The sequence below is a fragment of the Mesorhizobium comanense genome (genome assembly GCF_005503535.1).
GTDB lineage: Bacteria > Pseudomonadota > Alphaproteobacteria > Rhizobiales > Rhizobiaceae > Mesorhizobium > Mesorhizobium comanense.
The window spans coordinates 61,735-86,832 of record NZ_SCNN01000021.1 but is presented as its reverse complement, the minus strand read 5'-3'; the positions used below and the strand labels follow the sequence as shown (position 1 = coordinate 86,832).

At 65.0% G+C, this 25,098-nt stretch carries 20 protein-coding genes and 1 riboswitch; of the genes, 5 read left to right on the top strand and 15 right to left on the bottom strand.

Annotation, left to right across the window (positions count from 1 at the left end; genetic code table 11):
- Window positions 1-47: 47 nt before the first annotated feature.
- Window positions 48-192, bottom strand: a riboswitch (FMN riboswitch).
- A gap of 101 nt (window positions 193-293) precedes the next feature.
- On the bottom strand, window positions 294-1,469 hold the full coding sequence (locus FFS37_RS27740; RefSeq protein WP_137934169.1) for an MFS transporter: 1,176 nt from the start codon (window positions 1,467-1,469) through the stop codon (window positions 294-296).
- Window positions 1,470-1,518: 49 nt separating this feature from the next.
- Here FFS37_RS27740 and FFS37_RS27735 point away from each other — a divergent pair, with 49 nt between their 5' ends.
- Window positions 1,519-2,058 carry an Lrp/AsnC family transcriptional regulator gene (locus tag FFS37_RS27735; RefSeq protein WP_137934168.1) on the top strand — a complete coding sequence of 180 codons (540 nt, stop codon included), beginning with the start codon at window positions 1,519-1,521 and terminating at the stop codon, window positions 2,056-2,058.
- Here FFS37_RS27735 and FFS37_RS27730 read toward each other — a convergent pair.
- Window positions 2,055-3,377, bottom strand: a complete 1,323-nt coding sequence (locus tag FFS37_RS27730; protein ID WP_137934167.1) for a four-carbon acid sugar kinase family protein — start codon at window positions 3,375-3,377, stop codon at window positions 2,055-2,057. The genes FFS37_RS27735 and FFS37_RS27730 overlap by 4 nt on opposite strands.
- An 8-nt stretch (window positions 3,378-3,385) precedes the next feature.
- Complete coding sequence (gene oiaX, locus FFS37_RS27725) at window positions 3,386-4,636, bottom strand: 3-oxo-isoapionate-4-phosphate decarboxylase OiaX (RefSeq protein ID WP_137934166.1); 1,251 nt, start codon at window positions 4,634-4,636, stop codon at window positions 3,386-3,388.
- 179 nt (window positions 4,637-4,815) lie between these two features.
- Between oiaX and FFS37_RS27720 the strand changes: the two genes are divergently transcribed.
- Window positions 4,816-5,529 (top strand): transcriptional regulator NanR, encoded by a 714-nt coding sequence (locus tag FFS37_RS27720; RefSeq protein WP_137934165.1) that lies wholly within the window; start codon window positions 4,816-4,818, stop codon window positions 5,527-5,529.
- Between the two features lie 3 nt (window positions 5,530-5,532).
- Here FFS37_RS27720 and apnL read toward each other — a convergent pair whose 3' ends face one another.
- The 12 genes from apnL to mtnK all read right to left on the bottom strand — a co-directional run bounded on the left by apnL (window position 5,533) and on the right by mtnK (window position 21,222).
- Window positions 5,533-7,371 (bottom strand): D-apionate lactonase, encoded by a 1,839-nt coding sequence (apnL, locus tag FFS37_RS27715; RefSeq protein WP_137934164.1) that lies wholly within the window; start codon window positions 7,369-7,371, stop codon window positions 5,533-5,535.
- The gene (locus FFS37_RS27710) at window positions 7,368-8,402 is read right to left on the bottom strand and encodes a Gfo/Idh/MocA family protein (protein ID WP_137934163.1); all 1,035 of its coding nucleotides are present in this window, start codon (window positions 8,400-8,402) and stop codon (window positions 7,368-7,370) included. Before FFS37_RS27710 ends, apnL begins: the two co-directional genes overlap by 4 nt.
- 2 nt (window positions 8,403-8,404) lie before the next feature.
- On the bottom strand, window positions 8,405-9,469 hold the full coding sequence (locus FFS37_RS27705) for an ABC transporter permease (protein ID WP_137934162.1): 1,065 nt from the start codon (window positions 9,467-9,469) through the stop codon (window positions 8,405-8,407).
- The gene (locus FFS37_RS27700) at window positions 9,469-11,037 is read right to left on the bottom strand and encodes a sugar ABC transporter ATP-binding protein (RefSeq protein WP_137934161.1); all 1,569 of its coding nucleotides are present in this window, start codon (window positions 11,035-11,037) and stop codon (window positions 9,469-9,471) included. Before FFS37_RS27700 ends, FFS37_RS27705 begins: the two co-directional genes overlap by 1 nt.
- Window positions 11,034-11,711: a DUF2291 family protein gene (locus FFS37_RS27695; protein WP_171026447.1), complete on the bottom strand. Its 678-nt coding sequence runs from the start codon at window positions 11,709-11,711 to the stop codon at window positions 11,034-11,036. The genes FFS37_RS27700 and FFS37_RS27695 overlap by 4 nt, the downstream gene beginning before the upstream one ends.
- Before the next feature lie 82 nt (window positions 11,712-11,793).
- Window positions 11,794-12,735: a D-ribose ABC transporter substrate-binding protein gene (locus FFS37_RS27690; RefSeq protein WP_137934160.1), complete on the bottom strand. Its 942-nt coding sequence runs from the start codon at window positions 12,733-12,735 to the stop codon at window positions 11,794-11,796.
- A 291-nt stretch (window positions 12,736-13,026) separates the two neighbouring features.
- A complete protein-coding gene (locus FFS37_RS27685; RefSeq protein ID WP_137934159.1) occupies window positions 13,027-13,854 on the bottom strand; it encodes a phosphogluconate dehydrogenase C-terminal domain-containing protein in 828 nt (275 codons plus the stop codon).
- Between the two features lie 110 nt (window positions 13,855-13,964).
- Window positions 13,965-15,005 (bottom strand): ABC transporter permease, encoded by a 1,041-nt coding sequence (locus FFS37_RS27680; protein ID WP_137934158.1) that lies wholly within the window; start codon window positions 15,003-15,005, stop codon window positions 13,965-13,967.
- A complete protein-coding gene (locus FFS37_RS27675) occupies window positions 15,002-17,476 on the bottom strand; it encodes an ATP-binding cassette domain-containing protein (protein WP_137934157.1) in 2,475 nt (824 codons plus the stop codon). Before FFS37_RS27675 ends, FFS37_RS27680 begins: the two co-directional genes overlap by 4 nt.
- Before the next feature lie 72 nt (window positions 17,477-17,548).
- On the bottom strand, window positions 17,549-18,571 hold the full coding sequence (locus tag FFS37_RS27670) for an ABC transporter substrate-binding protein (RefSeq protein ID WP_137934156.1): 1,023 nt from the start codon (window positions 18,569-18,571) through the stop codon (window positions 17,549-17,551).
- A 285-nt stretch (window positions 18,572-18,856) separates the two neighbouring features.
- Complete coding sequence (mtnA, locus tag FFS37_RS27665; RefSeq protein ID WP_137934155.1) at window positions 18,857-19,951, bottom strand: S-methyl-5-thioribose-1-phosphate isomerase; 1,095 nt, start codon at window positions 19,949-19,951, stop codon at window positions 18,857-18,859.
- Entirely contained in the window at window positions 19,948-21,222 is a 1,275-nt protein-coding gene (gene mtnK, locus FFS37_RS27660; protein ID WP_137934154.1) for an S-methyl-5-thioribose kinase, read from the bottom strand. Before mtnK ends, mtnA begins: the two co-directional genes overlap by 4 nt.
- Window positions 21,223-21,359: 137 nt before the next feature.
- Between mtnK and FFS37_RS27655 the strand changes: the two genes are divergently transcribed.
- The 3 genes from FFS37_RS27655 (at window position 21,360) to FFS37_RS27645 (ending at window position 25,045) form a co-directional block, all read left to right on the top strand.
- The gene (locus FFS37_RS27655; RefSeq protein WP_137934197.1) at window positions 21,360-22,871 is read left to right on the top strand and encodes a sugar ABC transporter ATP-binding protein; all 1,512 of its coding nucleotides are present in this window, start codon (window positions 21,360-21,362) and stop codon (window positions 22,869-22,871) included.
- Between the two features lie 78 nt (window positions 22,872-22,949).
- Complete coding sequence (locus tag FFS37_RS27650) at window positions 22,950-23,945, top strand: ABC transporter permease (RefSeq protein WP_137934153.1); 996 nt, start codon at window positions 22,950-22,952, stop codon at window positions 23,943-23,945.
- 47 nt (window positions 23,946-23,992) lie between these two features.
- Window positions 23,993-25,045, top strand: a complete 1,053-nt coding sequence (locus tag FFS37_RS27645) for a substrate-binding domain-containing protein (protein WP_137934152.1) — start codon at window positions 23,993-23,995, stop codon at window positions 25,043-25,045.
- Window positions 25,046-25,098 lie beyond the last annotated feature (53 nt).

Here is a 25,098-nt window from a genome sequence, read left to right as displayed (position 1 = left end):
CAGGACGCACGATACGAAATGCGGCCCGCCGGAGCGGTCCGTCTTCCGTTCGTTCTCTTTCATCCGGACTCTAACCGTCGGCTCCGGAATCACACCGGATCTGCTGACCTTTCCAAACCGGAAAGCGCTCGCGGGCTTGGGCTTGAGGCCCTTACCGCCGGTGGGGACTTTCACCCCGCCCTGAGAACATTAACGGCTCTGTATGTGAGGATAGCCATGCCGCTGTCAACCGCGATGGCGGCTGGTGGCCAATCACGTTCCATCGACTGGAGCAATGCGACGAGAGGATCACTCTATCGGCTGCGCCACGCCGCCGCCGATGCGGCAACCAGCATGAGCAGTGCGGCGACCATCGCGCAGACGGCAAAGCCGAAGCTGGAATAGAGCGGCCCGAAACCGGTGGTGCCGACGAACACCGCCAGATAGGTCACCGCGCTGTTCAGCCCCATGATCGTGCCTCGCCGTGACGGATCAAGTGCCGAGAGGCGCGTGACCAGCACGTTCAGTCCGAAATGATTGGCAAGCCCCCAGGCGGCGGCCATGGCGAGGGTGAGGCCATAGCTGTTGCTCGCGGCGGCAATCGCCACATAGACGATTGCGACGAGAAGATAGGCGAAGGGCATGACGCGGTGCGCGCCCAGCCGGTCGATGACGCCGTCGAGCAGGGCGGCCGTGCCGAAGCCAAGGCCATAGGCAAGTGCTGCGAGCCCGTTGGCGCTGACCGGCTCTCCCAGCCCGACATGAAGGTGATCGCCGAGATAGCCATAGACGCCATAGAAAGCGGTCATGAAGGCGGCGCACGCCACCAGCAGCGGAATGATGCCGGGAATGCTGAGCGCTTCCAGCGGGGCGGGCGCCGGCCCGTCCTTTCTGGCGTCGCTGAGCGAGGTCATCGTCAGTCCCGTCCAGGCCAGGGCGGCAAGCACCGCGACGGCGGCGAAGACGGCGCGCCAATGCACCAGGTCGGCAAGCACCGCCGACAGGGAAACACCGGCCACCATGCTGAGCGTCCATCCGGTCAGCACCACGCCGATCGTGCCGCTTTCCCGTCCGGGCGGGGCAATGGCCGCCGCACTGGCATAGATTGCCGGCATCGCGATGCCGGCGGCAATGCCGGCGAGAAGCTGTGCCGCGACCAAGGCTATCACCGCCGGTGCCAGCGCGCTTGCGACCAGCGCCGCGGCCAGCGTCAGCAACGCCGCCTGCAGCATGCGCCGGGCGCCGATGCGGTCGATATAGCGGGCCAGGAACAGGGCGCTTGCCGAGGTGCCGAGCCCAAAGGCGGCCGCCGCCATCATGACCGCCGGCACGCTGGTGGCGAAAGACGAGGCAACGGCGGGCGCGATAGGACCAAGCACCAGTGAGTTGGAGCCGATCACGGCAATGCATCCGGTCAACAGGTAGGCCAGGGCAGGGATCGGCGCGCGCGCCGCTGCCGGCAATGGTACGGCTTGATCAGTGTTCGACATATCCGCATAATGGCCGAATTTCATTCGGCAGAGAAACCGGAATCTCAACATGGACGAAGAAACAGATAGAATTCCGCGGAACAAGCCCGCGCCCCGAGATGTCGATGCGATAGACCGAAAGATATTAGGTGTTCTCGTCGAGGACGCCACGGTCAGCTATGCCGAACTCGGCGATCGCGTCGGGCTTTCTCCGCCCGCCGCCCATGAACGGGTCAAGCGGCTTCGCCGCAGCGGCGCCATCCGCGGCACCGCGGCTATCATCGATCCGAACGCGGTGCGAAAGCCGTTGCTGGCCTTTGTCCATATCGACACCAAGGGCTGGGGCAAGACGCCTGAACTGATGGCGGTCTCGCAATATCCGGAGGTCGAGGAGATCCATACGGTTGCCGGCGATACCTGCGTTCTGCTGAAGGTGCGTACCGAGGATACGCGAGCGCTCGAAGGCCTGCTGTCGCGTCTCTACGAAACACCCGGCGTCACCACGACACGGAGCTATGTGGTCCTGTCCACCTATCTGGAACGGCCGGTGCAGCCCGGCGTCACAGCACAGTGGCCGACACCTGGCCATATGAGCAAGCCGCTGTATTAGTTCCCCAGCCGGATGGTCTCGAAATAGGCGTCGGTGCCGACCTGACCGCCCTTCAGGGCTATCTCCAGGCCATCGATCTCGCTCCCGCCATGGGCAAGGCAGAGCGGCGATCCCGGCGACTGCGGCAGCGGCATGCGCATGGTCAGCGCGTCGATCGACAATTGCCCCAGCGCGTGGCTTGACGTGTCGCCCCCGGCGATCACCGCGCGCTTGAGTTTCTCGTCCACGACAAGCCGGCGCAGGATGCTGCCCAGCGCCCGTCCAAGCGCGTTGCGCGCGCCCTCGACCTGATCGATCTCGGCGCCGCGGTCGGCCTGCGGGCCGAGCGCGGTGTAGAGTATGACACTGCGGCCGGCGGCAAGGCTGGCGCGGCCGCAAGCAACGGCGTGATCGATCGCTTCGCCGGAGTTTTCCGAGACCAGCCGCAAGGCATCGAGCGGGATGCCGTCGAACCCATGCGCCATCGCGTAGCCGATCTGCTTTTCAGTGGTCGGGGAGACGCTGCCCGAGACGACGGCGAGCCTGTCCACGGGGCCGGCCGGGACGGTTTTGGCGGCCCCCGATACGACACCCCTGGCCGCCCATGCGCGCAGCAGCGCGTATTCGACGCCCGAGGATCCCGCGACGAAACCGGGATTATGCTCACGCACCCGCCACAGCTGCTCGCCGACCAGCCTTTGCGTCGCATGGTCGGCAACGTCGAACAGGACGATATCCCTGTCGCGCAGGGTCTGGTCGACGCGGGCCGGAAGATCGCCGGCCTCGAGGGCCGCGAGGTCAATCAGCCCCGAACTCAGGCTGGTCTGGCGTGAAAGGTGGACGAGGAGGTCGGCTTCGTTCATCGGCGTCACCGGATGCCGGCTCATCACCGGGTGCCGGTCGATGCGGAAATACTCGCCGCGAAACGCCGCGAAGAGATTGCCGAAAGCGGTATGGCGCTTGAGCTGCGGCGCGCCGACAACCAGCGGCACGCCAGCTTCGCCGAAGATGCGCCGACCGATCTCGATCGCCCGGCCGATATTGCCGATCGTCGGACTGGAATCGAAGGTCGAGCAGATCTTGTAGTGGCAGATGGCCGCGTCCAGGCTTTTCAGCCATTCGAAGGCCGGCGCCAGATTGTCCTCCATCCAGTCCGGCGTTTCGCTGCGGCTGGCGCCCGCCAGCCCCACCGCCCGGCAATGCGAGAAGCGCGCCAGCAGCGGCTGGTCTGGCCGGCGCATGAACAGCACGGTCGGCACGCCGCCGGTCTCGAGCGCCTCCATCACGTCGGTGGAACCGGTCAGGTCGTCGCCATAGTAGCTGAGGAGCAGCTCGCGCATAGCCTTGTTCACGCCGCCTTGCCGTCGCCGAATTTCTCGATCGAGCGGGCCAGCTCGACATGGTCGCGGGCATAGTCCGCCAGTGGAACGCCCGCGACGGCCGCCTGCCAGGCCTGCTGGACGGCGCGCACGCCGGCGCCCGGGCCGTCCGGATGGCTGACGATGCCGCCACCGCACAAATAGAGAAGATCGACGGTGCGCCCTGTGCGTTCATAGGTTTCGGGAGCCTGTCCGCCCCATTGGCCGGAGCCGGCCACCGGCAGGGCGCAATCGGCTGGTGAAAACAGCGGCGTCGTCACCGCATCGAAGGAGCGGATGAAGGATTCGTCCGGCTCCCAGTATTTGGACGCAATGCCGTTGATCTGGAACTGGTCGACGCCGAGCAGTCGCCAGAATTGCTGCCACACCCTGAAATCCATGCCGAGGCCGGGATGGCGGGTAAGGATGTCCCAGCCGTTGCGATGCGCATGCAGCACCAGCCCGGAGCGCTTCCTCAGGTAAGCCATGCCGCCGAAGCCGATGGAGTTGATGTTGACGACGGCGCAATTGCCGCCGGCTTCGAGCACCAGGTCGTGGTTGCGCATCATCACGTCCGGGTCGGCATGCGAGATGCCGAAGGCGTACATCACCTTCCTGCCGGTCTTCTGCTCATGGTCGAGCACCAGCGGCATGATCGCCTTGACCCGTTCGGCGAGCGGCGAATAGGCGGGGCTCATCAGCTTCTCGTCATCCTTGATGAAGTCGACGCCGGCCTCGATGAGTTCACCCACCATCTGCGCCGTCTCGTGAGGGCGCAGGCCGAGCGCTGGCTTGACGATGGTGCCGATGATGGGGCGACCCTCGACGCCGGTCAGCCTGCGGCTGCCGGCCACGCCGAACTGCGGGCCTGGATGCGCGCCTCTGAATTGTTCGGGCAGCTTCATGTCGACGACGCGGATGCCCGACAGGCCGCGGATCGAATAGGTGCCGCCGATGGCGATGGTCATCAGCGCCGACAGGTCGGTGCCGATCGCATCGAAGGGAAAGGCGATGTCGACATCTGCGCGCCGGAACGGCCCGCTTCCGGCCTCGGGAATGGACGGCAGCGCGGCGTCGGGCAGGTGCCGGATCGCCAGCACGCGGGCCGCTACGCGCGCCTTCAGCTCCTCTGTCTCACCGGGCAGCGCGACGAAGGTTCCGGTCGACTGGTCACTGGCGATCTTGGCAGCCAGGGCCTCGATACTGCCTGACGTCTCGATGCGATAGGTGAGGGTGATCATGGGTGCCGGCCCTGCCGAAGGGGTTCGAAAAAGGTTTGGTCGCGCAGTAAATCTGGTATAATGAGTACATAAGTATTGCAAGCGAATATCCCGTGCGATCGGACGGGCAAGGCGCAGGCATTCCGGTAATCGCACCGGGGATGCTAGACAGGGATCGGGCCAGGGAGTGATTCGCCACGATGAACCGTTCGGAGCCGATCGTCCGGCGCAAACTTTCCGATGAAGTCTTCGCCAGGCTGAAGCTGCTGATCACCAGCGGCGAATTGCAGCCGGGCGACGACATGCCGTCGGAGCGCGAGCTGATGGAGCGTTTCGAGGTTGGCAGGCCGGCGATCCGCGAGGCCATGCAGGCGCTGAGCAATATGGGTCTCGTCGCCATCTCGCATGGCGAGCGCGCCAAGGTGCTGCAACTGACCGCCAAGTCGATCATCAAGCAGGTCGACGGCGCCGCCAAGATCATCCTGTCGTCGTCCAGGGACACGCTCGAGCACCTGAAGACGGCGCGCATTTTCTTCGAGCGCGGCATGGTCAGGGAGGCAGCCGAAAAGGCCACGTCGGAGGATGTGCAGCGGCTCAAGGCGACGGTCGCCGAGCAGCGCGCAGCGCGCGGCGATTCCGAAGCCTTTATCTCCGCCGACATGAAGTTCCACACCCAGATCGCGGCTATATCGGGCAACCCTATCTATGTCGCCGTCAGCGAGGCCATGCTCGGCTGGCTGAAGGAATACCACACCGAAATGCTGATCTGGACCGGCAAGGAAAAGTACACGCTGACCGAGCACGAGGAGATCGTCGACCGCATCGAGCACCGTGATGCCGACGGCGCCGAGAAGGCGATGATCAAGCATCTCGAACGCTCGCGGGCGCTCTATGTGATGAATTCCGAAAAGTAGGCTCTAGCCGATCCGGGTGATGGCGTAGGGTGGCATCACGAGATGCCCCCGGCCGAGTTCGGATGCGTCGACCGCAACGTCGATTGCCGTCAGGTTCGCCAGCCATGCGACAATTGCTCCTGAAGCGGAGCGGCCGGCCAGCACCGCGATCCGCGTCTCGTCGCTCGTCTTCGCGCAAACATGCGCGAGGCCGGCCAGTTCGCAAAGCCCCTTGATGGCCCTGGCGATCGGCCGCGGCGCGCCTTCGGCGGCGGGTTCGCCGGATGCGGCCATCAAACCGAACGGGCCGGCGAAACTGGACAGGGTCAGCATCTCCAGCCCGGCCGGCGCGACGCGGGCTGCATATCCGATCGCCCATGCGGCGGCGAATTGCCCGGCATGGCGTGGATCGCGATTGGCCATGGCGATGCGCAGGCCGTCAGGATTGTCCTTGGTCGCGCCGCCATACGGGTTCTGCCGCATGGCGATGGTCGAAGGCCCGATCCGGTAGGGCATATCGCCGAAGATCGCCCTTGCCGAGCGGGTGATGAAGGGCAGTGCTTCCAGCGACTGCATGACGCTGAGATCGTCGGCGGCATGCACGATCGGGCAGGTGCAGTGGGTGACGAAGTCGAGCGGACCGGCGGGAACCCGCTTGCGGTTGAGCTCGGTGAAATAGCTGAACATGCCGCCGCCGAGGCGGATGCCGGGAAAAACCCGGCGGGCGGCGGCATAGACATCCTCCAGCGGCGGACATGCCGGCCAGGCGCTGCCGGGCGGCGTCGACTGGCGGTCGACCGAAGGCGACACGGCGATGGCGTCAAGCCGCAGGCCGGCGCGGCGCACCATGTCGGCGACGCCGGAGAGTTCGGCATCGAGATCGCCGGTGCAGGCGACCACGCATTCGAGCGTCGTCGCGGCCGGCAAGGCGGCGGCGAGCCGGGCATGGGCGCGCAAGGCCTCGAGGCCGTGGCCGCGAGTCGGATCGAACTGGAAAAGCAATTGCCGTGGCGCCAGCCCGGCCAGATCGGGCAGGCCGGCAAGTGTCGCATCGATGTCTTCGGGGTAGATGACCAGGCCGATGTCGGGCAGTCTCGGACCGGCCTCGCCAAGCTCGATGCGCACCGGGTCGATGCTTGTCGCGGCGGCCGCGTCCTTCGTCTCGCCCGAGATGCGCAAGGTGACGGTCTGGCGCAGCGGCTCGCCGCCCGCCAGCACATAGGGCCAGGGCAGCGCCAGCGGCCGCACATAGGTCTTGTAGGAGGCGTCGGACCAGTTGCGCTGGTCCTCCATTTCGAAAACGTCGCCTTCCATCCGGCATTGGGCGGTGACGCCGGGCCGCACCTCATGGGTGATGGCGCGAAGATCCTTGAACGGCTGCCAGGGGTCGACCAGGTCGGGCAGTTTCGTATGCACGACGCCGCCATCGGTATGCTCTACCGTCACCGGGTTGCCGGCGAGGCCTGCGATCGGATGCAGGATGCAGAAGCCGCAGCGGTTGGTCTCGAAATCGTTCTCGGGTAACGCCGTCACGTCGAAGCGGAGGGTGCCGTCGGCGGAACCTTCGATGACGGCGCGGAAGCCGAGCCGGGCGCCGCCAGGTCCGACGCAGCTTGCGGCATAGCTGACGCGGAAGCTGTCGTCGTGCTGCTCGATCTCCAGATCGGTCAGGCCCGGCTCATAAGTGCCCCAGTCGCGGTCGCGCACGACATAGGCGATGGCGCGCAGCACTTCGGTGCCGCCATGGCGCACGGTGCGCAGATTGCCGTTGACAAGGTCTGCGCTCAGCGCGCCGGCCCGCAGCCGCACCGGTGCGGCTTCGCGTGCCTTTGTGCCATAGAGATCGAAGGTGTCGGCGGTCATGTCAGCAGGCTGTCGATCCGCACCGGCTCCCGGCTGGCTGCGCCGGCGTAAGCGGCTTCGACCAGGGCGAACGTCTTGAGATTGTCGGCGCCCGAGGTTGCCGGCTCCTCGCCTGACGCAAGGCAGCCGACCCAGTGTTTCTGGATCGCCAGCACGCTCTCCTGGATGTTGTGCCATGGCCGCGATGCCCAGGGCAGCAGCGGCGGCGAAACGTCCCTGACCGTCGTGCCGTTCCTGCCGGTGACGGTGAGCCGGTATCCCTGCGCCAGCCGGATCGTGCCGTCGTTGCCGTCGATCTCGACCAGCGTTTCGGGAAACGGCTCCACGGCGAGTTTCGTCGCATAGCTGCAATCGACCACCGAGGTGGCGCCACTCTGGTGATCCATCAACATCGTTGCGACGTCCTCGCCGGCGATGGCCGGATTGATGCGCGCCGTGCGCGCGGTGAGGCTCGATACGTCGCCGAGCAGGAAACGCGCGATGTCGAGGATGTGGATGCCGAGATCCTCGATGATGAAGCGCTTGCCGGTCGCAAGATAAGGCTGGCCGGAGAACACGTCGTAGCCGGAGCGGAAGGAGATACGTCCGAAGAACGGCGTGCCGATCTCGCCGCTGTCGAGCACGGCGCGCACCGCCTGTATGGGCGACTGCCAGCGGAAATTCTCATGCACCATCAGCGGCACGCCGGCATCGGCGCAGGCTGTCACCATCGCCTTGGCATCGGCGAGCGTCGGCGCGAAGGGTTTCTGGCAGATCACCGGGACGCGGTGGCTGGCGGCCAGTTCGACCAGGGGCCGATGGCTGCCCACCGTGGTGGCGATGTCGACGAAATCGAGCTTTTCAGCCGACAACATCGCCGCCGCGTCCGTGTAGCGCCGCGCCACGCCGAACTGGTCGCCGACGATGCGCAGCCGTTCCGGATCGCGGTCGCAGATGGCGGTGATCGAGGCGTCTTCGATATCGCCCCAGGCGTGCATCTGGTTGACGGCGAAGAAGCCGCAGCCGATCAGCGCTCCATTCAAATTCGCCATGATCAGCCTGCCTTCGCCATTTGCATCAGGCTAACACGCTGCTGCAGCCGGCGCTGCGCCTGGTCGACGACCACGGCGACGATGATGACCAGGCCCTTGATCACCATCTGCCAGAAGGAACTCACGCCCATCATCACCAGCCCGTCCGACAGGATGCCGATGACGAAGGCGCCGACGATGGTGCCGCCGATCGTGCCGCGCCCGCCCGACATCGACGTGCCGCCGAGCACAGCGGCGGCGATGGCGTTGAGTTCGAAGCTTTCACCGGTCGCCGGATGCGAGGCCATCAGTTCGGACGAGATGATGAGTCCGACAATCGCCGCGCAAAAGCCGGAGAACATGTAGACGAACATCTTGACCATGTTGACGCGCACGCCCGAGATGCGCGCTGCGCGCTCATTGCCGCCGACGGCGAAGATGTGGCGGCCAAGCGGCGTGTATTTCGCCAGATAGGCCGCGCCCAGCGCCACCACGACGAGGATCCAGATCGAGACAGGCAGGCCGAACAGCCTGCCGGCGCCAAGGAAGCCGAAACCGGTGGTGCCGAGCTCGGCCTTGCCGACCAGGTTGGGGAAGGTGCGGCCGTCGGAAGACAGCAGCGCGAAGCCGCGCGCCACGTAGAGCACGCCAAGCGTGGCGATGAAGGGCGCGACATTGAGCCTGGTGATCAGCAACCCGTTGACCGCGCCGATCGCGATGCCGACGACAAGCGTGATCAGGATGATCTCGAAGACGTTGAAGTAGATCGTGTATCCGATCTGCAGGTCGATGCCGTTGAGCACGAGATAGCCGGCCACCATGCCGCACAGGCCGACAATGGAGCCGACCGAGAGATCGATGCCGCCGGTGATGATGACGAAGGTCATGCCCATGGCGAGGAAGGCGTTGAGCGCCACGTGCTTGGCCATCAGGATGAGGTTGGCCGCCGACAGGAAGTTGGGCGCCGCGAGCGAGAAGAACACCAGCACCGCGATCAGCGCGATGAAGGTCCTGAGCTTCATCAGCGTCAGCAGTGCGGAGCCGCCGGAGACCGAAGAGGGAGCCGCCCTGGCCGGAATATCAGTCATCAGCGTTGCTCTCCATGTGCTGAGGCAAGATGCGCGGGGGCAAGAGGTGAGGGACCATGGCCCAGTGCCGAAGCAGCTACGATCGCGGCCTCGGTCGCCTCGGCGCGGTCGAACATGCCGGTCAGCCTGCCATTGCTCATCACCGCGATCCGGTCGGACAGCGCCATCACCTCATCGAGGTCCGAGGTGGCGAACAGGATGCCCAGCCCGTCGCGCGACAGCTTGCGCATGGTGCGGAAGACGTCCGCCTTGGCGCCGACATCGATGCCGCGGCTGGGCTCGTCCATCAGAAGCACCTTCGGGCCGGTGAGCAGCGCCTTGCCGATCACCACCTTCTGCTGGTTGCCGCCGGAGAGCGACGAGACTTCCTGCGCCGGGTCGGCGACCTTGATGGCCAGTTCGCGCACCATCTGCGCCACCGCCCCCCGCTCGGCGCCGCCGCTTATGTGGAACAGGCGCACGAAGCGCGACAGGCTGGCCAGCGTCAGATTGCTGGCGACGGAGAGGATCGGCACCAGGCCCTCGCGCTGGCGGTCTTCCGGGATCAGCGCCAGGCCGCGCTGGATGCGCCGCGTCGTGTCACGCTCCTTCACCTGCTTGCCGGCGATGAATATTCTGCCGCTGGCATGGCCGTGGCGGCCCATGATGCAGTCGAACAGCTCGCTGCGCCCGGCGCCCATAAGTCCATAGATGCCGAGGATCTCGCCGGCCCGCAGCGACAGCGAGACGTGGTCGACCGCAAGTCCGCCGGTTACGCGCGGCAGGCAGATTTCCTGGGCGCGGAAGATCTCCGCGCCGGGCTGGTGGCCGTCGGCCTTGGCAAAGTCCTTCGCGTCCGAGCCGATCATCTGCCGCACGATCCATTGCGTGTCGACGTTTGCCATCTCTTCCTGGCCGGTGATGCGCCCGTCGCGCAGCACGGTGATGTAGTCGCCGATGCGGATGAGTTCTTCGAGCCGATGCGAGATGTAGACGATGGCGACGCCGCGCGCCTTCAGGTCTGCGATCACCTTGAACAGGATCTCGACTTCGGCCGCGCTCAGCGCCGAGGTCGGCTCGTCCATGATCAGGATTTTCGCATCGAGCGACACCGCCTTGGCGATCTCGACCAGTTGCTGCTGGCCGATGCGCAGATCCTCGACAAGCATGTCGGGCCTGATACCGGCTTCCAGCCGGTCGAGGAACGCGCCCGCCCGCATTTCCTGCGCCTTGCGATCGATCTTGCGGAACCGGTTGGTGATCTCGCGCGTGGCGAAGATGTTCTCGGCCACGGTCATGTTGCCGAACAGGTTCAGCTCCTGGAACACCATGCCGATGCCCCGGTTCACCGCGTCGCCCGATGAGGAGAAGGAAACCTCTTCGCCTTCCAGCAGGATGCGGCCGGCCGTCGGCTTCTCGACCCCGGCGATGATCTTCATCAGCGTCGACTTGCCCGCGCCGTTCTCGCCCACCAGCACGTTGACCGCACCCTTGCGCACTTCGAAATTGGCCTGCTTGACCGCGACGGTGCCGGCATAGACCTTGGAAACGTCTTCCAGCTTCAGGATGACGTCGTGACCGGCGCTCATGGCTTGGGCCCGATCTCGGCCTCCGCCGGCGTCACCAGCGGCAGGTCCTGTCCGCCTTCGATCGTATAGGCACCCAGCACCTTTGCGGTGCGGCCTTCGAGCGCCTCGCGCGGCAGCTTGGAGAGCACGGTCTTGTCGGCATAGGCATTGAAGGCCTTGCCGAACTGGGCGAAGTCGATCTGGTTGGTGAAGTCGTTGAACTGGACGAAGTCGAGACTGTCGCGCAGCGCCGTGCCGCGCATCGCCGGCCCGATCTGGACCCGTGCGTCGGCCTTGCCGTCGCCATCGACGTCGATATCGATCGTGCCGGCGCGCGACTGCGTGTTGGCGGCCACGATCTTGCCTTCGAGGCGCACCGCGAAGGTCCAGGGCGAATTCTCCTGCTTCCTGGGATTGCCGTATTTGGCGCCCGCCGCCGCGGGGTCGGTTTTCGCCAGGGCATGGACCTCGGCGAACGGCCCGGCCTTCTGCTGGAGGTAAGGGATGACCTTGGTGGCCCAGATATCCTCGACCATCTTGTCCGGATTGAAGACGGGCGCGCTTGCCTCGGTCTTTGCCGTCGGCGTCGGCAGGATCTTGCAGCCGCTGAGGCCAAGGCCCGCGAGCGCGGCAAGCGCCAGCCAACTAAAAGAGGTCAGCCAGGTCAATGTCTTCGGCTTCGCGGTCAAAGGCATGGCGGTCAAAGGCACCCGGAACATGAAATGGAGGCGAGGGGCGAACCCACGGGGCCGCCCCTCGCTGCTATGTCGAGGCGCTTCAGTTCTTCAGCGCGAAGGTTTCCAGCTTGGCGGCGTTGTCGCCATTGATGAGCACGCAGTCCATCAGCTGCTTTTCCTTCTCGGGCGACTTCTTGTTCTTGATGAAGTCGTTGGCCTGCTCGACCGCCATCTGCGCCTGGGCATAGGCCGGCTGCAGCACCGTCGCCTTGATGCCGCCCGAGGTGATGGAATCGCGCACGTCGTTCGACCCGTCGAAGCCGACGACGATGACGTCCTTGCGGCCGGCCGCGGCAAGTGCTGCATAGGCGCCCATCGCCATCGTGTCGTTGCCGGAGATGACCCCCTTGATGTCGGGATTGGCCTGGAGGATCGATTCCATCTTGGAATAGGCCTCGGTCTGGCTCCAGTTGGCCGATTGCTGCGCGACCATCTTCAGGTCCGGATAGTCGTCGATGACGTCGTGATAGCCCTTGGAGCGGATGCCGGCATTGGTGTCGGACTCCTTGCCGACCAGTTCGACATAATTGCCCTTCTCGCCCATCAGCTTGACGAACTCCTGCGCGCCGAGCTGGGCGCCCTGGTAGTTGTTGGAGACGATCTGCGCCACGGCGACGCCGGTGGCGTTGATCTCGCGGTCGATCAGGAACGAGGGAACGCCGGCGTCCTTGGCCTTCTGCACGGCGGCCACGGTGGCGTCGGCGCCGGCATTGTCGAGGATGATCGCCTTGGCGCCGCGGCCGATCGCGGTGTCGATCAGCTGCGACTGCTTGTTGGCGTCGTCGTCATGCACCAGCACCAGCGTCTCGTAGCCGAGTTCCTTGGCCTTGGCCTCGGCGCCGACGGCTTCCGCCTTGAAGAACGGATTGTCATGCGAGGGGGTGATGATGGCGATGAGGTCCGCCGCGAAGGCCGGCGCCGCCGTGCCGAGTGCCAATACGCTGGCGAAGGCCGCAAGCGTCATTCTGCGTGTGAGTTTCATGAAGTCCTCCCGTTTGAAAAAAAGAATCGCGCGTCGATCGAGCGAGGCCGACGCATTGAACTGGTCAGGCAGCGCGTCGCGCCGGATTCAAAGCCCGGCGCGGGTTCTCCTGAACGGATCGTCGCTCCCCGCCATCCTCCACTCGTCCAGGCTTAGAGCTCCCAGCTAAGCCTGATCCAAGTTGGCCAACAGCTTAGCCAACTGGTATGATGAGTCAACCACTATTTCAGATGATATGTATCTGAGTGATCGTGTTTTCCCTTCCCCGCAAAGGGGAGGGAAGCCGTCGCTTCAGGTAATGCGCTGGATGCTGGCTGCGATCTCTTCCGGTTCGAACACGCGTTTCCAGTCGTCACGCATCAGCACCGGCTTGCCGAATTCGATCGCCTTGTTGCAGGCGTCGGAGAAAACACCCTTCGTTTCGCCGAAAATGACGGCGCCGAGCACGTTCATATGGCCGAGCAGGAAGTCGAGCGCGGCCTGCCGGTCGACGCCGCGCGCCACGACCTCATCCATCGCTTCCTTCATCACCACCAGCAGCGAAGCGCAAACCGTCTCCGAAAGACCTGGCTCCAGCAGCGCCATCTGCTCGACGGTGACGCGGTGCGAGCGCATGACCGGCGCCCAGATGATCTGGGCGATCTGCTCGCCCTTGGCGTAGTCCGCCTCCGGTCCTTGCATCAGGGCGCTGACGAAATGCTGCTTGGCCTTGACGCCGCCGAAGAAGTCCTTCTTGGCGGCCATGTCGGTCTCGTCGTTGAAGATCGGCGGATGGCAGGGATGGGTGACGAAATAGGTGAGGTCGGGGCGGTTGGGCAGATGCCCGGCAAAGGGCGCGGCCGCGTCGAGGACCACCACCATGGTACCCGGTGCAAGCTTGCTTTCGATGCCGGCGGCGACCTTGCCGATATGCGTATCCGGCACCGCCAGGATGACGACCTCGGCGCCATGGAGCGCATCGTCGACGCTGACGGTGTCTATGCCCAGTCCCGTCTTCAGCCGTTCCTTGCCGGCCTCGCTGATCTCGACATGGCGGATCTGGTAGGCGGAGCCGCGGAAATTGGTCGACAGGCGGTAGCCCATTTTTCCGCCCGCACCGAACAGCGCAATCGTTGTCATCTGGCCCTTGCTCCTTGATCCACAGGCGATCGCCGCACGATCGTCATCTTATATACTGGTATGATCACTCTACCATAACTTGGCAAGAGGAATCGTCGGCTTTGTAGTCATCACTCCGTCAGGGCCGCCGTGCCGGTGTCGGTTTTCGCCGTCGTGCCGCCGGCGGGCTCGGCCGCGCGCCGCGTCAAGGCCTGCCGGCCCGCCAGCGCCAGCACGAAGATGACGACGATCCCTTGGACGATGTCCTGGATGCCGGGGGGCAACCCGACGATCTGCATCGTCGTCACGATGAGGATGAGCAGGATGCTGGCGAACAGGGTACCGAGCGCGGTTGCCGAGCCGCCGAAGATCAGGGTTCCGCCAAGCACCACGGCGGCGATCGACTGCAGGAGATAGGGCTGGCCCATTTCGAGGAAGGCGCCGCCGATATAGGCGCCGAGCAGCAGGCCGTCGAGCGATGCCAGCACCGAGGAGATGATGAAGGCCGACGCGATCACCGGCCCGTTGCGGATACCGGCGAGCCGCGCCGCCGCCCGGTTCTGGCCGACCGCCGACAAAAGCTGCCCGAACACGGTGTAGCGCAGCACGAAGGAAGCCGCCGCCACGCCAAGGATGGCAACGATGGCCATGATCGGAATGCCTGAAATGCGGCCGGTCGCCAGGTCCTTCAGCGCGGGGCTGACGGCAAAGCCGGGGATTGCCTTGTTCGACAGCAGTGTCGCGGTTGCCAGCACATAGCCGGTGGCGAGTGTCGCGATGATCGCCGGAATGCCGAGGCCGACGACGAGCAGCGAATTGAGCAGTCCGACTATCAGGCCGAGCAGGATGGCCGCGACGATCCCGATGGCGAGATTGGCGTCCTGGCCCTTGATGGTGAGGAGGGCGACGAAGGCGCTGAGCGTGATTACCGAGGCGACGGAAAGGTCGATATTGCCGCGTCCGGTGGTGACGACGAACATCTGGCCGATACCGACGATGGTCAGGAACGAGGCCGACAGCATGATGCCCGACAGGCTGGAGAGGCTGAAGCGGCTGGTGACCATGGAGAGCACGAGCCACAGCAAAAGCACGCCGATGGCAGCCCAGACCCAGCGGTTCTTCTGCGCCCAGGGGCCGAAGGCGGCCAATGCGCCTGTTCCTCGCCCGCTCATTGTTCGCTCCTGCGGTCGGCGGTCAGGCTGCGCAATGTCAGCAGCGCGATGAGGATCAGGCCTTGCGTGGCGGCGTTGTAGTCGCTGCTGACATTGAGCGTGCCGAGCAGCGCGCCGATCAGCGACAGCGTCACGGCGCCTACGATGGCGCCGACCGGCGAGATGATGCCGCCCAGCAGCGAGCAGCCGCCCATCACCACGGCGGCGACGCTGAGCAGCGTGAACGAATTGCCGGAATTGATGTCGCTCGCCGTGTTGATCGCCGTCAGCGACAGGCCGGCGGCGGCGGCGAACAGGCCTGCCATGAGATAGCGCACCAGCGCATAGCGCGTCGGCGACCAGCCGGAGCGGATCATCGCGGTCGGGTTGTTGCCGAAGCCGCGCAGCACCACGCCGAGCGGCAGCCGGTCGATCACGAACACGACCAGCGCAACGGCGCAGATGAGGATCACCGAGGTTGGCAGGAAGCCGACCGACCATCCGAACAGCGACGTCAGCCAATCGGGGCTGGCTCCGCCCGGCGTCGGCTGCAGCGCGTAACCCAGCCCCACCCAGATGAAGGACGCGCCGAGCGTGACGACGATGGCCGGAATCTTGCGCGCCTGGATGAGACCGCCGAGCCCGGCATAGGCGGCGATCGCCGCCGCCAGCGCCAGCGCGCCGAGCCAGGGTTGATCGTAGAGCAGTGTGGCGCTTATCACGCTGGTCAGCCCCGCGAAGGCGCCGACGCCGAGATCGATCTCGCTGCCGCCGACGATGAACATCTGCGCCGCCGTCACCAGCACCAGCGACAGCGCCGGCATCAGCAGAAGGTCGAGCCCGAAGACCGAGGCAACCGCCGGATTGGCGGAAATCATCACCGCCAGCACGGCGGCAAGGCCGATGAAGGGCGCTGCGTCCACCAGCCTGCGCCCAAGCCCGGCCATCCCGCCATTGCCGTGCGTGGCGCCGGTGCGCTTGTCCGCTTGCTCGGCGAACGATGCTCCGACGATCGCCGCCTCGGTGATTGCCTCACCGGTAAGTTCCTTGACGATCCGGCCTCCGGAAAAGACCAGCACGCGGTCGCAGGCCAGAAGCTCGGCATCCTCGGTCGTGTGCCAGACGAGCGTGCGTCCGCCGCGCGCGATGTCGTTGCAGAGCCGGTAGAAATCCTGCTTGGTGGCGATGTCGACGCCGCGCGTCGGATCGTCGAGCAGGATGATCGGTGTGTCAGCGACGAGCGCGCGGGCCACCAGGGCCTTCTGCTGATTGCCGCCGCTGAGCTCCAGTATGTTGGAAGCGAGGCGGTTTTCATCGAGCCGCAGCCGGCCGGAGGCTTCGCCTGCCGCCTCGCGGTCGTGCCGCTCCGAGACCAGACCCAGCGCCCGGCGGCGCGCAAGGCTGCCTATGCTGATGTTCCCCAGCACGCTCCACAGCGGAAAGACGCCTTCCTTCTGGCGGTCGCCGGCAATGAAGCTGGCCGCCTCGGCCCTGGCGACGGCGGCATCCTTGCCGCTGAAGATGGCATGCAGCAGGTCCTTCTGGCCGCTGCCCTCCAGCCCCGCCAGTCCGACGATCTCGCCGCGCGCGATCTCGATGTCGCGGCCGAGTTTCGACGTCAGCGATCCGGACAGCCGCACCAGCACCGGGCCGCTGCCGGTGGCGGCCATGCCGTGCTGGTGGATCGAATTGGCGTCGCCGCCCATCAGCTGCACCAGCCTGTCGATCGAGGTTTCCGCGACGTCGCCCCGCCAGGCGGTGCGCCCGTTGCGCAGCACCACGACCTGCGTGGCGATGTCGATGATTTCCTGGAGCTTGTGGCTGATGAAGATGAAGGCAAGGCCGGCGCCAGCCCGTTCGCGGATGAAGGCACGCAACTGCTTCGAGCGATCGAGGTCGAGCGAGGAGGTCGGCTCGTCGAGGATGATCAGCTTGACGCCAGGCGTCGCGGCGGCGCGGGCGATCTCGACCATCTGCCGTTCGGCGATGGAGAGATGGCCGACTTCGGCGTCCACATCGATGCCATTGGTGGGAAACACGGCATCGAGCGCGGCCCGGGCACGTGTTCTGTAAAGCGCGCGCCAGCCGGGACGGTTGGCCGCGTCATCAGGCGTTTCCAGGAAGAAGTTCTCGGCGACGGAAAGGTTGGCACACAGCGACAGTTCCTGGTGCACCATGCGGATGCCGCGCCGCTGCGCTTCTGCCGTGTCGTAGCCGGAGAACTCAACCGCCTGGCCGGCGAAGGCGATCGAGCCCAGGGTCGGCCACATGGTGCCGCACAGGATGCGCATCAGCGTCGATTTGCCGGCGCCGTTGCCCCCGACCAGCCCGATGACTTCGCCCATACGAACGGTGAGGTCGATCTCCGCATTCGCCAGCGTCGGCCCAAAACTCTTGGTGATCCGCGACAGCGAGACGATCTCTTGCCGGATCGAAGCGGCAGGCGCCTTGGCGTCCGCGCTTTTCTGGGGGGCGACGGCGAACTGGGACATTCGTCTTCCGTTTCTTCGCATGCGGAAAACCGGGCGCGGCCACTGGCTGCGCCCGGTCGCGGGCATCGGCGCCTATTTGCTCAACAGGTTCTGCTTGACCCAGTCGAGCGAATAGCTCGGGCTGATGATCTGGCCGCCCGGCAGCTTGGCGTAGTCCTTGAGATTGCTGGCATCGACGGTCGCCACCGGCATGATCATCATCTTGGGCGCCTTGGCGCCCTTGAGCAGCGACAGGCCGAGCCAGAACGCCGCCCCGCCAATGCCTGGCGTGGTGTTCATGGACACGGTCTGATAGCCGTTCTTGGCATTCTCCTCGGCCCACCATTTGACGAAGTCGGTGCCGCCGCCGCCTTCGATGATCGGCATCTTGCCGGCGTAGTCGCCGCCATACTGGACGAACGCCTGGGCGATACCGACATCGTCGCTGCCGCCCTGGCCGAGCACGGCATCGACATGCGGCAGGGAGGGCAGGACATTGGCGATGGCCGCCTGCGCGACCGAGGCGGTCGCCTGGCCATAGACGGTGGCGACGACCTTGATGTCGGGATACTTCGCCAGCACAGATTGCTGTGCGTTGAACATGTCATTGTCCGGCGCAGAACCCTTCACGCCGCGCACCTGGATGATGTTGCCCTTGCCGCCGAGCATCTTGAACACGGCTTCGGCCTGGGCTGCCTTGTAGCCCTTGAAGTCGAAATTGAGCTGGTAGTTGCAGGGCGCCGAGGCGACGGAATCGAAGGAGATGACGATGATGCCGGCCTTGCAGGCCTTTTCGATGACGCCGTTGACGGCCGTCTCCGAGGCGGCGTCGACGGCAAGGACGTCGACCTTCTTCAGGATCAACTCGGCGATCTGGCTGTTCTGCTGCGCCACAGAACCATCGCCGTTCATGACGATATAGTCGGAAATCTGCCCGGCTGCCTTGGCTTCCTTGGCGGAGGCTTCGAAGGCCTCGACCATCTGGTGCCGCCAGGTGTTGCCGTAATAGGCATTGGCGAGCGCGATGACCGGCGCGTCGGGCGACGCAGCCGCCGGCAGCACCGCAACACTCGTCAGCACGGCGCTGGCAAGCGCCGCAACAGTCACAAACCTCATAATGTTTCCTCCCAGGAACACGGATGGACCAGGCTTCGCCGGTCCGGCTCTGCCACTCGATTACGGCGTGCTTTCCGAGGACGCCATACCAGGTACATATTATACCAGCATACCAAATGCGCAAGCAACCCTGTGTTGCGCCGCGAGGCAGCAGGCACGCGCCGACAGGCGATGGGACGATTGGAAACGCGCGCTTCCGGCCATCGCCGGAAGCGTCGCAGCAAGGTGCTGGAGGAGATCTGGGTCTTGCGGCGCTATCGGCCGCGAGCGAGGCCTTGCTGAAAGCTATCCACGCTCGGGGAACATCGCCTTCAGGCCTTCGCGCGAGGCTTTCGCCACGCCACGCTCGGTGATGAGCCCGGTGACCAGTCGCGCCGGGGTCACGTCGAAGGCCGGGTTCGCCGCCGGCGTCGCCTCGGGCGAGATGCGTAGCTGGGCGATTTTCCCGTCCGCCGTCTTGCCCCAGACGAGCGAGACCTCGTCGCCGGAGCGCTCTTCGATGGGAATTTCCTTGAGGCCGTCATGGACGGTCCAGTCAATGGTCGGCGAGGGCAGGGCGACATAGAAGGGCACCTTGTTGTCGGCGGCGGCCAGCGCCTTGAGATAGGTGCCGATCTTGTTGCAGACATCGCCGTCGGCGGTCGTGCGGTCGGTGCCGACAATGACCATGTCGACCGCGCCATGCTGCATCAGATGTCCGCCGGCATTGTCGACAATCAGCGTGTGCGGCACGCCATGGCCGGCCATTTCCCAGGCAGTGAGCTGGGCGCCCTGGTTGCGCGGCCTCGTCTCGTCGACATAGACGTGCACGGGAATGCCGGCCTCGACGGCCAGATAGATCGGCGCGGTCGCGGTGCCGTAGTCGACGGTCGCCAGCCAGCCGGCATTGCAATGGGTCAGGATGTTGACGGTTTCCCCTGGCTTCTTGCCCGCTGCGATCTTTTTGATGATCGCAAGTCCGTTCTCGCCGATGGCGCGGTTGAGGCCGACATCCTCGTCTGCGATCTCGCTGGCCCGCCGGTAGGCGGCCGCGGCGCGCTGTTCTGTCGGCAATGGCTTGAGGAAGCGGCGCATCTCGTCCAGCGCCCAGCGCAGGTTGATCGCCGTCGGGCGTGTCTCGTGCAGCGTCTCCCATACGGCATCGAGCGCCGAGTCGGACGGATCGTCCGCCATCTGCATGGCGACGCCATAGGCCGCGGTGACGCCGATCAATGGCGCGCCGCGCACCCACATGTCGCGGATGGCGGTGGCGATGCCGGCAACCGTGCCGATCTTCTCGATGCGGAAGTCGTGCGGCAGCCAGCGCTGATCGATGATCTCGACCGAACGCTTATCGTCGCTCAGCCAGATGGTGCGATAGTGGCGGTCGCCGACGTTCAAATTCCGCTCTCCTGTTCGATCAGCGCGGCCAGTTGGTTGACCTCGTCGATGCTGTGGATCTGGCGCCGGTTGACGGCGATGTGACGCCCGAACTTGAGCGCTTTGGCCTCGCAGGAAGCGCGCAGGTCTTCATCGGCGATGGTCTCGAAATCGGCATTGTGGGCGAGGCCGAGAATGCGCCGGTGCACCTCGATGCCGGCGAACCCCAGAAGATCGTCCCAGATCTGGTGCAGCACGTGGTCGAGCGCCTGCTCGGCGCCGAGCTTGTCGCCCTGATCCTCGAACAGGCTCTTCTGGTAGAGCATGCCGGTGCGCTCCGTGCGCCACAGCAGCGAGAACTCGGCGCGGAACACCGCCCAGGTTTCGGCGGTCACCTCGAGCAGATAGGCGCGCATGGCGTCGCGCTTGCCGTCCTGTTCATGGCCGCGCTGCGAGAAGAACGACATCCAGAAATTGGCAAGCAGCATGCCGACATCGAATGCCATCGGGCCGTAGAAGGCGAATTCCGGATCGATCATCCGGGTCTCTTTGTCGGTCACCATGATCGAGCCCGAATGCAGATCGCCATGCAGCAGCGTTTCGGCATTGGCGGCGAACAGGTGCTTCAGCCGTTGCGCCTCGACCTTGAGGTCGCGGTCGGCGCGCAGCTCCGCGACAAGGCTATCGAGCTGCGGGCTGGTGTGCCGGTTCATCTTGGCGTCGAAATAGGGGTCCGAAAAAACCAGGTTCTCGGTGATGTCGCAAAGTTCGACATTGTCGGCGAACAGAGCGAGGTCCGCCTTGCGCTCCCTGGTCACCATCGAGAAGTCGGAGCCACGGAACAGCGTGCGGGCCATGAACAGGCCGATATCCCTGGCGATGTTCGGCAACCGGCGCCCGTCGATAAGGGCGCGCCGCAGGATGATGTGCGGCGGCGCCAGATACTCCATGATGATCAGCGCCTGGCTTTCGTCGAAATGGTAGATCGCCGGCACCGAACCCGGCGCCCGGCGCTCCTGTCTTGTCAGCGCGTGATACTCGAAGAAGGAACGCTTCAGCGGCAGCGGCCAGCTGTCGCCGACGAGGCGCACATAGGGCAAGGCCTGCTTCACCACGGCGGCACCGCCGGCGCCTTCGACGATGAAAACCAGGTTCAGATTGCCGTCGCCGACCTCGCGGACTTTCCATCGGGCCGTATCCGCGCCGATCTCTGCGCATAGCGCTTCGTTCGCGCCGAGACGCGTCGCAAGCGTCTCCACCGACAATGCTTCGAACGGCAATTTCCCGGTCATTCTTCTCCCTCCCGCCTTTGCGCTCCGATCATAGGGGAGCCTTAGCGGCGGGGCCAAGCTAGGAAGCTGTCTGGCAATTGTCAATCGTGTTGACAATTGCCGATATTGACCATAGCGTCATCGTCAGGGAGGAACGCATGGTCGGCAATGCCGTGTTCCGCGTAGAGGGACTGAGGAAATCCTTTGGCCGCAACGAGGTGCTTGGCGGCATCTCGCTCGAACTGCATTCCGGTGAGGTGACCGTGCTGATGGGCGCCAACGGCGCCGGCAAATCCACGCTCGTCAAGATCATCAGCGGCGTCTACGAACGTGGCGGCGGCGCCATGACGCTTGCCGGACAGGATTTCGCGCCGAACACGCCGGCCGAAGCGATCCGCGCCGGTGTCGTCACCGTCCATCAGAACATCAATGACGGCGTGGTCGCCGACCTTGATGTCGCGACCAACCTGACGCTCGACAGGCTGAGCGGTCGCGGCGCTCCGACGATCTTCAATCCCGCCCGCGTGCGCCGCGAAGCCAAGGCGGTCGCCGACCGCATGGGGCTCGCCATCGATCTCAAGGCCCGCGTCAGCGATCTTTCGCTGGCCGATCGACAGATGGTCGCGATCGCCCGCGCCCTGGCGCATCAGCCGAAGGTCCTGATCCTCGACGAGCCGACCTCGTCGCTGTCCAGTGCCGAAGCCGACCGGCTGTTCGCGCTGGTCGACCGCTTGCGGGGGCAGGGCGTGGCGATCCTCTATATTTCGCATCGCATGTCGGACATCAGGCGGCTTGCCGATCGCATCGTCTCGATGCGAGACGGCATCGTCTCAGGCGTCTTCGACAGCAAGCCGCTCGACTATGAAGGCGCGGTCAACGCCATGCTTGGCCGCAAGATCCATCTCGACCGCATCGTTGCAAGGAGTTCGGCCAAGGCGGTTCTGACCGTCGAGGGCCTTCGTATCGCGCAGGGCGCTCGCCCGATCTCGATGACCCTTGGCGATGGCGAGGTGGTTGCCATCACCGGGCTTGTCGGCGTCGGCAAGACGGCGCTTGCCGAAACGTTGTTCGGGGTGCGCAAACCTTTCGCCGGCACCATGACGATGGACGGCAAGCCTTATGCGCCGCGCTCGGCGGGTGATGCGATCGCGGCCGGCGTGTTCCTTGTCGCCAAGGACCGTGCGACCAGCGGCATCGTCGGCGGCTTCAACATCGAGCGCAATATCAGCCTGCCTTTCCTGAAGCGCATGTCCGGACTCAACGTCATCAAGCGTCGCCTGGAGCGCGCCACCGCGCGCCGGCAAATCGAGGAACTGGGCGTCGTCTGCCGCTCGGAGAAGGACGAAATGTCGGCACTGTCCGGCGGCAACCAGCAGAAGGTTATGGTCGCGCGCTGGATGGCGCAGGATGCGAGGCTCTTCGTTCTCGACGAGCCGTTTCAAGGCGTCGACATTTCGGCTCGGCGCGACATCGCCGCCAAGCTTAGGGCAAGCGCCAATGGCCGCGCCACGCTTCTGTTCGTCACCGAAATTGACGAGGCGCTGGAGACGGCCGACCGCATTCTTGTGATGTCGGAGCACACGATCGTCGGTGAACATCGAAACGCCGACGTCGATATGGACCGCCTGTTGGCCGAGGTCGCCGGCGGACCGCTGCACAGCGCGGCCTGAGCGTCGCGAAGGGAAATGGAATGGAGAGACCATGAGTTCGAGTGGGATGAATTGGGCAGCCGCGCCGGGGTGCGTTGAATGACGCTGCGCGACTACGCCATTCGCTACGGCTTCATCGTTCTCCTGTTCGGGCTGGTCGCCTATTTCGCGATCGCCGCCGATGGTTTCGTTTCGCCCCAAAGTGCTGTCTTCATCTTCCAGTCGGTCGCCATCACCGGCGTGCTGGCGCTCGGCGTCACCGCCACGCTGGTCGTCGGCGGGTTCGACCTTTCGATCGGCTCCGTGGCCACCTCAGCCATGATGGCATCAGCCTATGTCATGGTGGTGCTGGAGCAGAATGCGTTCGTCGCCGTCATCGTCTGTCTGCTCATCGGCGCCATTGTCGGCCTGATCAATGGCTGGCTGATCGTCTATATGCGCGTGCCCGACCTGCTGGCGACGCTCGGCATGATGTTCCTGCTCGTCGGCCTGCAGCGCATACCGACCGAGGGGCGTTCTATCGCCACCGGCATGACCATGCCCGATGGCTCGGTCGCCAACGGCAAGTTCTCCGATGCCTTCCTGGCGCTCGGCCGGCACCGCTTCGATTTCTTCATCCCGAACCTGATCCCGGTCTCCGTGGTCGTGCTTCTGGTGCTCGCCCTGCTGATCTGGTTCTTCCTGGAATACACGCGCTTCGGCCGCATGATGTACGCGGTCGGCTCCAACGAGCGGGCCGCCGAACTCGCCGGCGCGCCTGTCAAGGCATACAAGATCTGGGCCTACATTATTTCAGGAGTTTTTGCCTCGATCGGCGGCATTTTGCTCGCCGCCCGACTTGGACGCGGCGACATCGCCTCGGGTAATAATCTGCTGCTCGATGCGGTTGCCGCGGCGCTGATCGGCTATGCGGTGCTCGGCGCCGCCAAGCCGAACGCCTTCGGCACCGCCGTCGGCGCGCTGTTCGTCGGCATCCTGCTGCAAGGCCTGACGATGATGAACGCGCCTTACTACACACAGGATTTCGTCAAGGGCGTGGTTCTGGTCGTCGCCCTTGTCTTCACCTTTGCCCTGTCGGGCAGGGGCAGGAGGTAGTTTCGGCCGGATAGGTTTTGGGCTCAACAGAAGTGGAGGAAAACAAGATGAACATCACAAGAAGAGTTTTGGGGAAGGTGGCGCTCGCGCTGGCCGGCGCAAGCATGCTCATGCAGGTTCCGGCTTTTGCCGCGGACAAGCCCGCGCCGTTCGACAAGCCCGGCGTCAAGATCGCGCTGGTGCGCTATCTCTCGACCGGCGACTTCTTCCAGGCCTATCTCTCGGGCGTCGAGGCGCAGTCGAAGGCGCTCGGCATCGACCTGCGCGTGCTCGACAGCCGCCAGGATGCAGCACTTCAGTCCGACATGGTCGACCAGGCGATCGCGCTCGGCGTGCAGGGCATCATCATCCAGCACGGCCTGACCGAATCGATGAAGGACGCCGCCCAGCGCGCGGTCGATGCCGGCATCAAGGTCGTCGCCTTCGACGTCAATGTCGAGAATCCCAAGATCCCGCAGATCGAGCAGTCGGACAAGGATCTTGCCCGTCTCGCGCTCGAGCAGGCCGTCAAGGACAATGGCGACAGCTGGAACGCGGGCTACGTCTATGTCGCCGGCATCGCGCCGCTCGACCGCCGCAACGAGACCTGGGTCGACGTCAAGAAGCAGCATTCGGGCATCAAGGAAGTCGCCATGTTCGGCACGCTCGACAACCCGATCGCCAACTCGGTCGCCAACCAGGCACGCTCCGTGCTGTCGGCGCATCCCGACATCAACGTGATGTTCGCCCCCTATGACGAATTCGCCAAGGGCGTGAAGATCGCGGTCGACGAAGCCGGCCTGAACAAGAAGATCAAGATCTATTCGGCCGACATCTCGACTTCCGACATCTCCGCGATGCGCGAGCCCGACAGTGCCTGGGCGGCGACCGCCGCGACCAATCCTGCCGTCGTCGGCCAGGTCTCGGTGCGCGCACTGGCGCAGCTGCTCGCTGGCGAAGACCCCGGCCACAACGTCATCGTGCCGCCGACGCTGATCACGCAGAAGGAACTGATCGAGAAGGACATCAAGAACATGGAAGACCTGTCGGCCAAGCTGCCGCAGTTCGCCCATGCCGATGTCGCCATGCCCGCCTGGATGCCGAACCCGAACGCGAAGTAATTTGCGACTGCACAGCGGACAAGCCGCTGATCTACCTCTGGCAAGTGAGCCGC